General features: G+C 54.6%; 17 protein-coding genes and 2 tRNA genes. 13 read left to right on the top strand and 6 right to left on the bottom strand.

The window, feature by feature from the left end:
* The first annotated feature begins 168 nt into the window (after positions 1-168).
* Together ACZ47H_RS07290 and ACZ47H_RS07285 are read left to right on the top strand one after the other, a co-directional pair.
* Positions 169-245: transfer RNA gene (locus ACZ47H_RS07290), tRNA-Ile, on the top strand.
* Between the two features lie 78 nt (positions 246-323).
* The gene (locus ACZ47H_RS07285; RefSeq protein WP_464933029.1) at positions 324-1,055 is read left to right on the top strand and encodes a nucleotidyltransferase family protein; all 732 of its coding nucleotides are present in this window, start codon (positions 324-326) and stop codon (positions 1,053-1,055) included.
* A gap of 30 nt (positions 1,056-1,085) precedes the next feature.
* On the opposite strand, the gene ACZ47H_RS07280 is transcribed toward ACZ47H_RS07285, so the two are convergent.
* The 3 genes from ACZ47H_RS07280 to ACZ47H_RS07270 all read right to left on the bottom strand — a co-directional run bounded on the left by ACZ47H_RS07280 (position 1,086) and on the right by ACZ47H_RS07270 (position 3,460).
* Positions 1,086-1,364, bottom strand: a complete 279-nt coding sequence (locus tag ACZ47H_RS07280) for a transcription elongation factor (protein ID WP_464933028.1) — start codon at positions 1,362-1,364, stop codon at positions 1,086-1,088.
* A gap of 105 nt (positions 1,365-1,469) precedes the next feature.
* The gene (gene amrS, locus ACZ47H_RS07275) at positions 1,470-2,585 is read right to left on the bottom strand and encodes an AmmeMemoRadiSam system radical SAM enzyme (protein ID WP_464933027.1); all 1,116 of its coding nucleotides are present in this window, start codon (positions 2,583-2,585) and stop codon (positions 1,470-1,472) included.
* Positions 2,528-3,460 (bottom strand): hypothetical protein, encoded by a 933-nt coding sequence (locus ACZ47H_RS07270; RefSeq protein ID WP_464933026.1) that lies wholly within the window; start codon positions 3,458-3,460, stop codon positions 2,528-2,530. The genes amrS and ACZ47H_RS07270 overlap by 58 nt, the downstream gene beginning before the upstream one ends.
* An 80-nt stretch (positions 3,461-3,540) precedes the next feature.
* Here ACZ47H_RS07270 and prs point away from each other — a divergent pair, with 80 nt between their 5' ends.
* Genes prs through ACZ47H_RS07255 form a run of 3 tightly spaced genes read left to right on the top strand, consistent with a single transcriptional unit; the run spans position 3,541 to position 6,382 of the window.
* On the top strand, positions 3,541-4,428 hold the full coding sequence (gene prs / locus ACZ47H_RS07265; RefSeq protein ID WP_464933025.1) for a ribose-phosphate diphosphokinase: 888 nt from the start codon (positions 3,541-3,543) through the stop codon (positions 4,426-4,428).
* A 3-nt stretch (positions 4,429-4,431) separates the two neighbouring features.
* Positions 4,432-5,448, top strand: coding sequence for an RsmD family RNA methyltransferase (locus ACZ47H_RS07260; protein WP_464933024.1), 1,017 nt, complete (start codon positions 4,432-4,434; stop codon positions 5,446-5,448).
* A 4-nt stretch (positions 5,449-5,452) separates the two neighbouring features.
* Positions 5,453-6,382, top strand: a complete 930-nt coding sequence (locus ACZ47H_RS07255; RefSeq protein ID WP_464933023.1) for an MBL fold metallo-hydrolase — start codon at positions 5,453-5,455, stop codon at positions 6,380-6,382.
* On the opposite strand, the gene ACZ47H_RS07250 is transcribed toward ACZ47H_RS07255, so the two are convergent.
* Positions 6,379-6,813, bottom strand: a complete 435-nt coding sequence (locus ACZ47H_RS07250; RefSeq protein ID WP_464933022.1) for an RNA-binding domain-containing protein — start codon at positions 6,811-6,813, stop codon at positions 6,379-6,381. The genes ACZ47H_RS07255 and ACZ47H_RS07250 overlap by 4 nt on opposite strands.
* On the bottom strand, positions 6,758-7,351 hold the full coding sequence (locus ACZ47H_RS07245; protein ID WP_464933021.1) for an AAA family ATPase: 594 nt from the start codon (positions 7,349-7,351) through the stop codon (positions 6,758-6,760). Before ACZ47H_RS07245 ends, ACZ47H_RS07250 begins: the two co-directional genes overlap by 56 nt.
* 79 nt (positions 7,352-7,430) lie before the next feature.
* Between ACZ47H_RS07245 and thpR the strand changes: the two genes are divergently transcribed.
* From thpR to ACZ47H_RS07225, 4 genes are read left to right on the top strand one after another with little or no spacing between them, the layout of a single operon-like run.
* On the top strand, positions 7,431-7,733 hold the full coding sequence (thpR, locus tag ACZ47H_RS07240; RefSeq protein ID WP_464933020.1) for an RNA 2',3'-cyclic phosphodiesterase: 303 nt from the start codon (positions 7,431-7,433) through the stop codon (positions 7,731-7,733).
* Positions 7,726-8,004 carry a 2'-5' RNA ligase family protein gene (locus ACZ47H_RS07235; protein WP_464933019.1) on the top strand — a complete coding sequence of 93 codons (279 nt, stop codon included), beginning with the start codon at positions 7,726-7,728 and terminating at the stop codon, positions 8,002-8,004. The genes thpR and ACZ47H_RS07235 overlap by 8 nt, the downstream gene beginning before the upstream one ends.
* Positions 8,001-9,341, top strand: a complete 1,341-nt coding sequence (gene cca / locus ACZ47H_RS07230) for a CCA tRNA nucleotidyltransferase (protein ID WP_464933018.1) — start codon at positions 8,001-8,003, stop codon at positions 9,339-9,341. Before ACZ47H_RS07235 ends, cca begins: the two co-directional genes overlap by 4 nt.
* Entirely contained in the window at positions 9,338-10,069 is a 732-nt protein-coding gene (locus ACZ47H_RS07225) for a hypothetical protein (protein ID WP_464933017.1), read from the top strand. The genes cca and ACZ47H_RS07225 overlap by 4 nt, the downstream gene beginning before the upstream one ends.
* A gap of 9 nt (positions 10,070-10,078) precedes the next feature.
* Here the strand turns inward: ACZ47H_RS07225 and ACZ47H_RS07220 are convergent, their stop codons facing one another.
* Positions 10,079-10,441: a hypothetical protein gene (locus tag ACZ47H_RS07220; RefSeq protein ID WP_464933016.1), complete on the bottom strand. Its 363-nt coding sequence runs from the start codon at positions 10,439-10,441 to the stop codon at positions 10,079-10,081.
* Positions 10,442-10,665: 224 nt separating this feature from the next.
* Here ACZ47H_RS07220 and ACZ47H_RS07215 point away from each other — a divergent pair.
* The 4 genes from ACZ47H_RS07215 (at position 10,666) to ACZ47H_RS07200 (ending at position 13,259) form a co-directional block, all read left to right on the top strand.
* A tRNA-Pro gene (locus ACZ47H_RS07215) sits at positions 10,666-10,780 on the top strand.
* Between the two features lie 51 nt (positions 10,781-10,831).
* Positions 10,832-11,083, top strand: coding sequence for a hypothetical protein (locus ACZ47H_RS07210; RefSeq protein ID WP_464933015.1), 252 nt, complete (start codon positions 10,832-10,834; stop codon positions 11,081-11,083).
* Positions 11,084-11,458: 375 nt separating this feature from the next.
* Entirely contained in the window at positions 11,459-12,280 is an 822-nt protein-coding gene (locus ACZ47H_RS07205; protein WP_464933014.1) for an ATP/GTP-binding protein, read from the top strand.
* Between the two features lie 94 nt (positions 12,281-12,374).
* Positions 12,375-13,259, top strand: a complete 885-nt coding sequence (locus ACZ47H_RS07200) for a coiled-coil protein (protein WP_464933013.1) — start codon at positions 12,375-12,377, stop codon at positions 13,257-13,259.
* The last annotated feature ends 117 nt before the right edge of the window (positions 13,260-13,376 follow it).

Raw genomic sequence — 13,376 nt, 5'->3', positions numbered from 1 at the left:
CTCATTCCTTGTATGAATCCATTCAGCACTACGCTGCCTATACCCGAGAAGTAAGTTCCGGCAGCTTGTGGATCAACCGCAAAAGCTAAAACAGTACCACCCATGATCCCATTAGCACGTGAGAGGCTCGGGGAGGCCTTCAGGGCTGGGATCCCCCAGTGTGGGGGAGGGCCCGTAGCTCAGCCCGGTAGAGCGCCCGGCTGATAACCGGGCGGTCGGGGGTTCGAATCCCCCCGGGCCCACCATTATATGGAGGAATCCGAAGGACACTGAAACAAACATTATAATGATGTTGGGATACAACTTGATTGGGGAGGTAAAGAATGGCTTTAGCAATGATCCTTGCGGGAGGCTATGGTAAGAGGCTTAGACCCCTAACACTGGAGGTTCCGAAGCCCCTGGTTAAGGTTGGCGAGAAGTCTGTTATCGAGTACCAGATCGAGTGGCTGAAGTACTATGGATTCGACGAGATAGTGGTGCTTGCCGGCTACTTGAAGGAGAAGATCATTGAGCACCTAGGTAGCGGGGCTAAGTATGGTGTGAGCATAACATACGTGGTTGAGGATGAGCCCCTAGGCACCGGTGGGGCTTTGAAGAATGCTGGGAGCGTTTTAAAGAGGAATGAAACTGTGGTCGTTGTGAATGGCGACGTTATCACTAATATCGATCCGAGAAAGCTTGTAGAGGACGTGAAGGAGAGGGGCCTCGTAGCTACCATTGCCGCCGTACCGCTTCGGAGCCCCTACGGGATCCTATCCATAGACGAGGAGAGGAGGCTCATCGTTGACTTCAAGGAGAAGCCGATTCTCTACGAGTACTGGATTAATGGCGGGGTCTACGCCTTCACCCCCAAGATAATTGACTATCTCCCCGAGTACGGTGATATCGAGAAGACCGCGTTCCCCGAGCTGGCGAGTGCTGGGAAGCTTGGAGTGATCAAGTATTCGATCCCGCCCTACTACTGGAAGTCCATCGACACCCACAAGGATTTGGAGGAGGCGAGCAAAGAACTGCAAGCTATTGGAGGCCTACTAGGCTCCTTATCTGAAAAGTAATTAATTTTAATATATCAGCTAGTACCTGCTCTACTCCCCGTATTCTCCCAGCTGGTCTAGGACGAGCTCATAGTACTCCTCCTTCGCGGACTCCAGGTCTTCAGGGGAGGAGCTCTTCTTTTTAACCTGGCTAACGACCTTGGTTGTCACTACCTTGGACTTCTTATCTGCCTTATGGACTACCTTGTACTGTTCCAGGTCTTTCTCAGTAGCCTTTATCTCGTAGCCGCAGCGCCTGCATTTGAGGTATATCTCGTTCCCCTTCTTGACTGGGAACATTGGTCCACCGCACTTGGGGCAGTACTTCAAATTAGTGCACCTCCGAGTTTCGTCGTGACCGAAACGGGAATAGACTGCAGAGGGTTATATTCTTAATGTAGCGGTCTTTACGGGTGTAGAGGTTTAATGGGTTTCTCATATAATTGTAGGGAAGCCAAGCTTCCTCCGGTGATAGTATCCTTTGATGTTGAGTTTGTATCCGCAGCTGGGGCACGTGTTGTCCTCCTTGAGCCTCCAGGATACTATTGTGAATCCTACCCGCTCGATCACCTTGTATCCGCAGTTGGGGCAGTAGGTATGCTCGAGTGGGTGGGGAGTCACGTTTCCTATGTAGACGTGTTTGAGCCCCTCCTCCATCGCGGCCTTGGCAAGATTCTCTAGGGTCGACAGGGGGGTTGGGGGGTAATCGAGCATCTTGTAGTCGGGGTGGAAGCGTAGGAGGTGGAATGGGGTCTCATCGCCTAGGTTCTCCGCTATCCACCTAGCCAGCCTCCTGACGTCCTCCTCCTTATCACCTACCTTGGGGATTACGAGGTTTGTTACCTCTATGAACCACCCCTTATCCTTCATGGCTAAGAGTGCGTCGTAGATCGGGTCTGGATCCCATACTCCGATGAATTTACGGTAGAACTCCTTGTTTCCTCCCCCCTTGAAGTCTACGGTCGCCGCGTCCATGAGGCTTCCGAGCTCGTCTACAGCCTCCGGGGTCATGTAGCCGTTTGTTACCATCGTGTTGAATAGGCCGTGCCTCTTCGCTAGCCTAGCAGTGTCGTACATGAACTCGAAGAAGATAGTTGGCTCGTTGTACGTGTAGGCGATGCCGTCGGCCTCATACTCGAGAGCGGCTGAGACCACCTCCTCCGGGCTCTTATACACCCCGTAGAGTCCCCTTTCGAGCCTGCTCTGACTTATTACCCAGTTCTGGCAGAACCTGCAGAAGAAGTTGCAGCCAACCGTTGAGATGCTGAGAACCCTGCTCCCGGGGTGGAAGTGGTATAGGGGCTTCTTCTCTATCGGGTCGATGTTCATGGCGGTTAGGAGCCCATATACAAGCGTGTAGAGCTTTCCATCGATATTCCTCCTAACCCCGCAGGCGCCGTAGCGTCCTGGGGCTATAATACACCTTTTAGCGCAGAGGTTGCATCTAACCCAGCCCTCCTTGCCCTCAACAGGCTCCAAGAGGCGGGCGGGCCTTACATGAGGCCTAGCCAGTAGCCCGCGCCCCCTACTAGCTGGCTCGGATGATACCATTTCACTCCACCCTCTTCTAGTGTTAATAGTAGGTGTTCGGGGGTCTTCTTCCTTACAGGGACCCTCAGAGGGATCTTGTATCCGCACTTCCAGCACGATCCATCCCTTACCTCGAGGACCCTGAGGACTCCTTCACTCCTCGAGGCCACTGGGGCTCCGCAGTTGGGGCAGACCGTGTCGAGCTCGGGGTAGAGGTCGTTGTGTATATAGACGTACTTCAGCTTCTCCCTAAGCTTCTCGTAGAGGTCTCTCACAGGCCCTCCCCCACGGTGATCCTCTATGAAGACATGAAGGGGCACCTCAGTGCCTTCTAGTGCTACGACGAGAGGGTGGAGCCTTCCATAGTCCGGTGTCTTAAGGTATGCTGAGACCTCCACCCATAGTTTACTATCTAGGACCTTGTAGAGCAGCTTTACCGCATCGCCTGGTATTGACGGGTCCAGGGCATAGTCCCTCATATAGTCGATGACAAGGTAGTCGAGGGCCCAGAGCCTCTCCCCCTCCACTAAGCCAAGGCTCCTAGCCCCAACGCTCAACCCCCTCTTCCCAGCATTCTCTCTTAGCTCTTCAAGCGTCCCCTCCCCCATGCTGTTGAGGGGCTCAAGCCCGTCTAGGAATATAGACCAGGCCGACCAGGCCCTGGCCCTATCGAGGAGGAAGCCTGAATCCACCTCGACCGGTGAAAGCACCCTGCCCCCTTCGCCGAAGACGCAGATGGGGAAGGCTTCACATTTGTAGACGGGATATTCGATGCTAGAGTAGACTGCTCTAACTGCTAGGCCTCCTGGACTAAAGTGGTAGACGGGAATAGACTCCATAGTTCCTATTCCTATCATCGCCACAAGGTGGCGTTTCCCGCTATCAGCCCTTAACAACCAGCATAACCCCCTCCATCCACTGTGGTGTCAGAGTTAATTTTTCCTCGAGCCCAAATCCGGAGACCGGTGCAAGGGTAGTGGTTATACTGTTAGCTGGCCCCAGCGAGCCCAGCGGAGAGCTGGCTGAGAGCATATCCCGTGAGCTAGGGGCCCGCCTGGTTGCTGCACAGTGGAAGGTTTTCCCGGACGGGGAACACTATGTACGGGTACCCGTCGACCTCAACGGGGAAGAAGTCTACGTTGTCCAGACTATAGGTCCTCCTCAGAACGACTCGCTGATACAAGCCCTCCTCCTAGCAGACGCAGCCCTAGGTGCGGGGGCGAGGAGGGTTGGACTCATAGCGCCGTACATAGCCTATGCTAGACAGGATAGGAGGTTTCTCCCAGGGGAGCCTGTGAGCATAAAGATCATCCTACAAGCCTTGAAGAGCGCAGGATACGATGAGGTCGTTACTGTTGAAATACACAAGCCGGAGAGCCTCGAGTGGTTCGAAGGCAGGAGCATTAACCTATCCCCCTACGAGTACATGGCTGGGAAGCTCGATCTAAGCGGAGACCTACTCGTGCTAGCCCCCGATAAAGGAGCGCTGGGAAGGGCTAAGAGGCTCGCCGAAGCGCTGGGAGCAGACTACGACTACATCGTAAAACACAGGGACAGGGTGACTGGGGAGATAGTGATGGAGCCTAAAGAAATCCCCGCTGAAGGAAGGACTATCATACTGGTGGATGACATAATAAGTACAGGTGGAACGATAGCAAAGGCGGCGAGCCTCCTCTTCCAGCAAGGGGCTAGGAAGGTGTATGCCCTCGTAGCCCATGCCCTGCTAGCGGGCAACGCTCTCGAGAAGCTCGAGAAGTTTGGGATCGAGAAGATCTACGCCGCCAACACGCTTCCAAGGAAGGAGTCTCCTATATTGGAGTACATCGACATAGGCCCCCTCATAGCTGGATCCCTCTCGGTGTAGGTGTTGACTGGAGAGCGCAAGCTTTACTACGCTATACTCAGCGGAGAACACCCCGTAATGCCCCTAGCTGAGCTAGAAGCGATCCTCCAAGCAAGGGTCCCAGGTAGGATACTATACCATTTCGAGGGACTAGCCCTCTTCGAGTCCAGCCGCGACCCATCAGCTATAACAAGGCTGGCAGGGTGGGTCAAGGAGACTGGGAGAGTCCTATTCCATGGCACAGCGGATCAGGAGGTAATCGAGTCCTCGCTTAAATTGCTCGGCGAGGGGCTCAGGAAGTATAAGAGACTACTCGTGAAGAAGTACAAGGGCTACTCGTGCCATATAGACACGGGAAGGATTAAGAGGCTAGCCCTCTCTCTAGGCTTGGGGGCGGGAGGGTCCCTCCTCCGTCTATTCATAACCGAGGGAGTCTATGTTCTAGGAGAGATCATTGGAGTACAGGATACTCGGGAGTATAACGTCCGGAGGCCGGGCAAGAGGCCCTTCTTCAAACCAGGCCCCCTAAGCCCACAGCTTTCAAGGGTCTTTGTGAACCTTTCAAGGCTCCCCGAGGAAGGCGTCTTCCTTGACCCCTTCTGCGGGACCGGTGGCTTCGTGTTAGAAGCGTGCCTCACCGGTGCAAGCCTCTGCATCTGCGGGGACATAGCCGTGGAGATGGTCCGTGGGGCTAGGGTTAACCTATCGCATTACAACGTCTATGATAGGAGCATAGTTATCCGGCAGGATTCCGCCCGTCTACCCCTCTCAAGCGAGAGCGTTGATGCTATAGCAACTGATCCCCCCTATGGCAGGTCAACCACTACTGCTAAGAGATCTTATCGGGAGCTCGTCGAGGGCTTCCTAACCGAGGCTGAGAGGGTGCTGAGGCCTGGAGGCTACATAGTGTATGCTGGCCCGGAGAGGGAGGAGCCCTGGAAGCTCGCCGTAGGGGCTGGGCTTCGGGTTGAGAGGAGGTTCCACATGCACGTCCACTCCACCCTAGCTAGGGAGGTTGTTGTAGCACGGAAGGTGGGTTAGGCATATGCCATACGTTGAAGTAACTGTGCTGGGGAGCGGGGGTGTGATGCCTACCAGCGAGAGGCTGACCTCCTCCTTCCTAGTCTATGACTGGAGAGGGTACACTGTCCTCCTTGACGCGGGGGAGGGGGCCCAGATACATCTCCACCAGTCCCCCCGGAGCGTCCACGATATAGACTTGATCCTCGTAACCCACGAGCACGGCGACCACGTTAACGGGCTAGCGGGCCTCCTCCAGTCAATGAGCGTTACCCGGAGGGAGAAGCCCCTCACAATAGCAGGCCCCAAGAGCGTCGTTGACTTTGCCCGGGAGACGCTCGAGGCGACGAGCGGGAGGCTCGGCTTCCAGGTGAACTACCTCACCCTAGAAGGGGAGGGGTCCCTACTCCTATACGAGGTAGGGGGAGACAAGCTCCTCGCCAAATGGGCTCCCGCCTGCCACACCACCGAAAGCCTAGCCTACAGGCTGGAGTGGAGGCCGAGGCCAAGGATAAGAGCGGAGGCCCTCAAGAGCATTGGTATACGGCCGGGACCCTGGATCTCGGAGCTACTACGGGATGGTGAGGCTAAGATTGGAGGTGCTGTGGTTAGACTGGAGGATGTGGTGGAGCCCGCGAAGGGGGCTAGCATAACATATACTGGGGACACAGCTCCCTGCGAGTCCATAATAGAATTAGCCCGGGAGTCCACGCTCCTCATACATGACTCCACATACTCGTCTGAGTTGGAGGATGAAGCCTTCAGCAGGGGCCACTCTACCGCCGAGCACGCCGCCCTAGTAGCTGGAGAGGCTGGCGTCGAGAGCCTCCTCCTATTCCATGTAAGCCCGAGGTATAGGGGGTATGAGGCGTGGAGGCTGTATAGGGAAGCCTTAGCCCTCTTCCCTAAAACTATGCTCTCCTGGGACCTTCAAAGGATCCAGGTTAGATTCTAGGGTGGCTGGTCCAGCTCGAAAACTGGTCTGCCACGGCTTGTTGGCGGGGCTAGCCAGTCTAGAACCCTCCTGGGCTCCGGGTGTTCTATTACGACTCGGACCGCTCCAAGCGGCGATTCGTAGTCGCCGGAGACGAAGCTCAACCTCCCAGCGTAGAGGGCTTGCTTGTGGAGGTAGAATACGAGCCTTCCCTCAGAGATGCCCTTCTTCATAGCACCCCTAGCGGCGTCGAGGATCCTCTCGACTCTCAGGAGCCTGCGGAGCCTCTCGAGGCTCTGGAGGCTGCTTGATACAGCGATTACCCTCTTGTACTCGCCTCCCTCAACCTCTATATCCTCTGGGTCTATGATGTTTAGTATCGCGGACTTGACCTTCTCAATGCTCTCCGTAGGGCGTACTTCCGCCTCCACTACAATCCTTGCCCTCGCCACGCCTGATCCTCTCCGCTATCCTTCTAGCCTCCCTCTCCACCTCCTCCATTGTTCCCTCATTGACAATCATATAGTCTGCCATCGCGATCACCCCTCCTATCCCATACTCCAGGTTCTTTGTATCCCTCAAAACGAGGTCCCTCCAACCCTTGATCTCATCCCTTCTCCCCCTCGCCATCATCCTCTTGAACCTGGTCAGGGGGCTCGCATGCACCGCTACAATACAAAGCCTCCCCCTCCCAGAGAGTACTCTCGCCTCGTCTAGGCTCCGGAGTCCATCTACAACTATTGGACCCTCCACCCCCCGTATCTCATCGAGGAGCAGGAATGCGACGGCGGCCTTCCCAAGCTCCTCCCTCAGCTGGGTGGCGACTCGTTCGACATTCTCAACGGTTAGCTCGAGCCCCCTCCTCACAACCTCCCTTCTAACCACATCCCCCATACTATAGAGGGGTGCCTCCAGCACCTCTGCAATGATCCTGGCAACGAGTGATTTACCGCTTCCAGGCATACCTGTAACCGCGACTGTTAACCTCATCCCAGCAGCCCGTGTTGCTCCATCCCCAATTGAAACAATTAAGGGTTCGCGGGCTCGAAGTCCAACGTGGTGCGTGTGGTTGTATAATGAGCGGGTTAGGGTATTCATCGCAGTAGACATCGAGGAGCCCCTAGTCCTGTCCGTGCTTGAAAGGATAAAGGATTCCCTCGCCTCAACAGGTACGCCTATGAAGCCCGTGGAGACCCAGAATATACACCTCACCCTCCGCTTCATAGGAGAGATACCTAGGCACAGGGTCGACGAGATAATAGAGGAGGTATTGAAGCCCATAAGGATGGAGAGGTTCAAGATAAGACTTCACGGGCTCGGAGCCTTCCCCTCACCCACCCGGCCGAGGGTGGTTCTGGGTTGGAGTGAGTGAGGGCGCCGATAAGCTCACGGGTATCCGCGACTTCATCGAGGACCGCCTCCGCAGGCTTGGATTCCCGCCGGAAAAGGATAGGTTCGTCCCCCACATAACCCTTGCCAGAATAAAGGGGTCTAGGAACATCCACGCCCTTTCAAGGATAATACTAGAGTACTCAGATATCGATGTGGGCGAGGTCCAGGTCGACTCAATAAGGCTGAAGAAGAGCACCCTGACGAGGGCAGGCCCCATCTACGAGACTCTATGGGAGGTTAAGCTAGATTGAAATGTCCTCCCCGCTCCAGGGTGGAGGAGGAGGTCCTAGCCAGGATTAGGCCCTCGCGTGCACAGTCGAGGCTCCTCCACGCCCTCTACCAGTGGCTTCGCAAGGTGCTAGAATCCTGCCTCTCCAGGAGAGGGCTTGATTTTGAAATTATCCCGGTGGGTAGCTATGCTAAGGGAACCATTACTAGCGATAAGTGGGAGCTAAACGTCTTCGTACTCTTCCGGGGAGTAGATGACTCGTGGATAAACAGTAGAGCAGAGCCCCTTCTAAGATCCTGCTTAGCCAGAGACTTCCCTGTAATGGTGAAGTACGCCCAGCACCCCTACGTTACAGTCACCATTCTAGGAATGGAGGCCGACGTTGTCCCTGCGGTGAAGGTGGATGCACCCAGGAGGAAGGGTCTCGGAGTCGAGAGGACGCCCTTCCACACCATGTACGTCCTCTCCAAACTAGACGACTGCATGAGGGACGAGGTCCGCCTCCTAAAGGCTTTCCTCAAAGGCATAGGCGTATATGGGGCGGAGACACGTGTGAGGGGGTTCAGCGGGTACCTCACGGAACTCCTCATAATACACTATGGCTCCTTCAGGAGGCTGATCTCGGAGGCTAGGAGGTGGAGGCCCCCAGTATACATAGATCCAGAGGGCGTGGGGGATAAGAGGCTCCTCCTGGAAAAGTACAGGGAATCCCCACTGATAGTAGTTGACCCAGTAGACCCTGCGAGGAACGCGGCGGCCGCGGTCTCACTAAAGTCTCTCTCAACATTCATACTGGCATCGAAGCTGTATTCTAGGAATCCCTCCAAGGAGTTCTTCCACCCATACTCTAAGCCGGTGGTGAGGCGGCCATACGGGCACCTCGTTAGAGTGGAGTGCACGGGGGACTATGCGGGTAGATCCCCTGAGGCGGTATGGGGTAAGGCTGTGAGGGGGGCCAGGGAGCTCTACACGATCCTAGAACGGAGCGGGTTCGAGCCCACAATATACAGGGCCGAGACCGATGAGGCTAGATGGATTACTGTTGAAGTGGTGGTTTTGAAGCGCACTCTTCCACCGGTTGAGGTGGCTAAGGGTCCCCCGGCGTGGGCGGGGGATGAGGGGATTATGAGGTTCATTGAGAGAAGGCTTGAAGAAGGCTACCCGGTGTGGGTAGGAGATGACGGGCGCATCTACGGTGTAAGGGAGAGAAGTGCTAGGAGAGTGGATGACATCGCATACTCCTGGGCAATTGAGAGGGCTCCCGGCCTGCTCGGATCCAGCAACTGTGCTGCTAGCATATTCGAGTGCAGAGAGGGTATTGAGCCCTGCAGCTCCATCCCCGGGTGGATGACTCTATGATCACCGCACGTGGAGCCTGCTATCGTGTCGACGGGACGGGTAGCTATAGGCTACTCTCATGGCTATGCTATCCCCGAACGTGTGGCTGCGACCGCATTGTTGCTAGGCTGGAGTCTCTAGGGTTCGAGTCCCTCTGCTATGAGCCGGCAGGCATCCACCCCGAAGGGGTGGCTGGGAAGGGGCACTCCTCGATAGTATTATCAGGGTTGATGGGTGGAGTTAAGAGGGCTATTAAGGTGAGAAGGAGAGACTCTAAGAGAGCAAGCCTCTACCGTGAAGGCTTAATCCTAGAAAAGGCTTACCGGGTGGGCGCGTCTCCCAAACCCTACTACTACGACGATGACTTGATAGTGATGGATTACGTTGATGGCCCCCACCTAAAGGAGGCCTTAACATATAATCCCCTCAGAGCTGTCGAGGAGGCCTTGGAGGCGGCGAGGGCTCTCAACGCGGCAGGTATACTCCATCTTGAGATCTCGAGGCCCTGGAAGCATGTGAAGTTCACAGGCTGGCCCGGTAAGGCTCTCATAATAGACTATGAATCCTCCAGCGGTGGATGCGGTAACGTCGTCAAGCTAGCCTCTGGTGTTCTTTCAAGGTTTCCCGGAGGCGTAGATCTCCTCCGGAGAAAGAGCAGGCTCTTCCAGAGCTATTATAAAGACTGTAGCTGGGACTCCTACCTTGAGGTTAGAGGTGTGGTTCTAGATTTCCTCTCCTCCGGCAAGTAGTTCTTTGGGTTAGCTCATGCCGACCGCGGTGTCGCCGGTTATTGACTTGCTCAGGTCGTGGGCGCCCCTCATATGCTCCTCCACGATTGTCCTTGAAGGCCTCAGCCTAGGTAGGGGTTTCTCGAGTATATCATATAGCTCGACGAACTTCTTCCAATTCATGACTTGAATTCTATTAGGCCGGAGAGATACCCTCCTACTACAGTGTGGGCACACGAGTCCATCATAGCCGCTGAGAGCCTTTGAGGGGGTCGGGACACCGCTAAACTTAGCCTTATTATGCTTGTCACCAATAGAGTATGTGTGGAAGACGAAGCCGCAATGAGAACACACTACTAGTATTACCCCAATCCCCTTGCCTACGCTTTCCACCCCTAACACCCTAAGTTTAAGCATCGAATCTGGTATTACCAGTGATAACTGGTTTCTCTATACGCTTTTGCCCCGGTAAACCTGGGCTAACCCACTATATTCCCTCTTGGAAACGTATACCTTTACAAGATCACAGTATACCATACCTTTAAGCAGAATCCGTCACGGGTGGGGGGCCGGATAACTTTAAAGGATCCAATACTGCAATTCCCTAGAGTGGGAGAGGGGCCGTCGTCTAGCCTGGCTAGGATGCCAGCCTGGGGAGCAAGTCCCCAGCCCCGAGACGGGGCGAGCCCAGATCGCTGGTGGTCCCGGGTTCAAATCCCGGCGGCCCCACCAGAACTTTAATATCCTCGATACTCCTCGGTGGGGAGATGGGTGCTGTAGAGGATGAGTGAGCCCGTGTTCAAGGTAAAAGCGGGTAGCAAGGAAATATCAATAGATGAGGAGGTACTAAGCGTCCTTCAGAGGTACGTGAAGACGAACATGACCCTGGAAGAGCTGGCTCAGAGGCTCGGCCTCGACGGGTGGGAGGAAGCGTACGAGTTCCTCAAGAACGTCCCAGCGTGGATACTGTGGATTCAGCCCACCCTATGGAAGACCCTCAAGACAATGAAGTCAGTGAAAGAAGAGATGGGCTAGGAGGGGCGAAAATAAACCCTAACACCCCCTAATAGAGACGGCGATGACCTAGCGTTCCAGCGCTGACCCTGTACTCCCGGGGGGTATGAAGTTAACCTTCCGCCCCTGGGGAGCCGCAATCGGTAATCCCTTAATCCCTCCTCTACGACAACCTCATCCCATATTGAATCATGCTCACAGCTCGAAAAGGGACCCTTCGATTTAAATCCTCCAGGAAAGGGATCTTAGGGTAGAGTGAACCCCGGTCCCGTGCGAACCCTGCCCCGGCGTCACGGGGGAACATGTGCACGGGGCGGGTCACTCCCGGCCTACTCCTGCTCATACCATTAATAATAGGGCTCCGGCAAGCGGTCATCCCTTGGAGGTCAAAGGGTATTGACTAGGTATATCGTCCTGGTGGGGCCTGCAGGTAGCGGTAAATCTACCCTGGCAAAAACCCTCGCAGAGCTAGCCTCAAGGAGAGGGCCTAAAACTATAATTGTAAACTTCGATCCAGCCGCCGAAGTGCTACCCTACGACCCCCACATTGACGTGAGGGACTACGTCTCAGTCCAAGACTTCATGAAGAAAGGGCTCGGACCCAATGGAGCCCTGATAGCCTCTGTTGCTTCAATTGTAAACTACGTAGACGAAATTATTGACGAGATCAACAAGTACTCCGCAGACCTAACCATAATCGACACTCCAGGCCAGCTGGAGCTCTTCGCCTACCGGTCGAGCGGCCCAGTGATAATCAACACCATCATAGGGGAGGATCCCGCGGTAACACTATTCCTAATAGACGCTCCATTCTTCGAAGACCCCTTATCCATAGTCTCAGCTCTATCACTAGCCTCAAGCGTTGCAGTGAGGATGAGGCTCCCCCAACTAAACATAGCGACCAAGTCGGACCTCCTCCTACCAGAGGTAATCGAGGAGATCATACCCAGGCTGAGTGAGGAGGGCTATCTCGAATCTCTCATAGAAGACGTTCCAGGAATCGACTACAACATAAAGCTCCTAGCCCTCCACCTAGCAGCCGCCGTCCGGGACTCTGGCTTCATAGGAGAGATCCTTCCAGCCTCGATATACGATGAGGAACTGATCAAAACGGTATACGCTAGAATACTCCAGATCATAAGCCAAGGAGAAGAGCCGAGCGTTGAGACAATCACTGAGGAAGAGGATAAGGAGTCCGAGGGCGGATCCGTAGATTAAGCATTATAACCCCGATTGCACAGTCCCCCCTTATGGCGCCTAAAGGGCGCTGCTCACCCGCACTAGGCTCGGCGTCGAAAGGTGATGGATAGGGTTGGTCGAGGAGCGTCTTGAAGCACAGCTAGACGAGAAAGCGCTACTCAAGAAGGCTGAGGAGCTAAGAGATAAGATAGTAGAGGTCAAGACCCAGAGGAGGCAGCTTATAGATGAGATAAGGAACCTCCGAAACCAGCGGAGGAAGCTAATCGATGAGAAGAGAGTCCTCCTAGACGAGCTGAAGAAGCTTAGGGCCGAGAGAAAGAAGCTCATCGAGGAACTAGAGGAGCTGAAGAAGGAGAGGGACTCAGTAGCCAACACTCTCAGGGAGAAGAGGGAGCAGTTGAAGATAGCAAAACAGATAGCTGAGAAGGAAGGTGACGTGGCTAAGATTAGTCTGAGGAAGCTCCAGCGTAGGCTAGAGGAGCTGGAATGGAGGCAGATGACAAGCGTGCTTCCTCCCGAGGAGGAGAGGAGGCTCATCGAGAGGATCGAGCGGCTCGAGGAGATGATAGAGAGGGTTAGAAAGGCTAGAGAGCAAGTCCTCTCCGTAATGGAATTAGAGGCGGAGGTCAAGGCGCTACGCATGCGTTTGAGAGAGCTAAACCAGAAGATCAACGAGATACGCGAGAATATCGGAAAGATAAAGAACCAGATCCAGACCCTGTCACCTAAGTACGATGAGATGAACAGCAAGGTCGATGCCCTCTCCAGGGAGATAAAGGAGAGGAGTCAGCTGATCGACGATCTCTCGAAACAGCTTGACGCACTATACAATGAGTACCGTGAGACTATGATCAAGCTGAGAGAGTTGAAGGTTGCAAAGGAGCAGGGTATAAAGCTTGAACTCATCGAAAAGAAGAGGCGCGAGATAAAGGAGAAGCTGGAGAGGGGAGAGCCTCTAACTCTCGAAGAGCTAAAGGTGCTTTACGGGGAGTTCTAACGGAATACTATCGAGTCAACAGATATATACTATTACAATGTTTCCCGCACGGTGGCATGATTATTTATCCTCTGCAGACGTAATTACACCCAATGGAGACCCAGCTGGCGAATACAG

Source organism: Thermodiscus maritimus (genome assembly GCF_055382595.1).
Note: the sequence above shows the minus strand (reverse complement) of the source record. Positions and strands in the feature narration are given on the sequence as shown.

Coding starts and splice junctions, on each gene's coding strand:
- ACZ47H_RS07255 (WP_464933023.1), top strand. CDS start 5,453: ATGCCATACGTTGAAGTAACTGTGCTGGGGAGCGGGGGTGTGATGCCT.
- ACZ47H_RS07225 (WP_464933017.1), top strand. CDS start 9,338: ATGATCACCGCACGTGGAGCCTGCTATCGTGTCGACGGGACGGGTAGC.
- ACZ47H_RS07210 (WP_464933015.1), top strand. CDS start 10,832: ATGAGTGAGCCCGTGTTCAAGGTAAAAGCGGGTAGCAAGGAAATATCA.
- ACZ47H_RS07245 (WP_464933021.1), bottom strand. CDS start 7,351: ATGAGGTTAACAGTCGCGGTTACAGGTATGCCTGGAAGCGGTAAATCA.
- ACZ47H_RS07285 (WP_464933029.1), top strand. CDS start 324: ATGGCTTTAGCAATGATCCTTGCGGGAGGCTATGGTAAGAGGCTTAGA.
- amrS (WP_464933027.1), bottom strand. CDS start 2,585: ATGGTATCATCCGAGCCAGCTAGTAGGGGGCGCGGGCTACTGGCTAGG.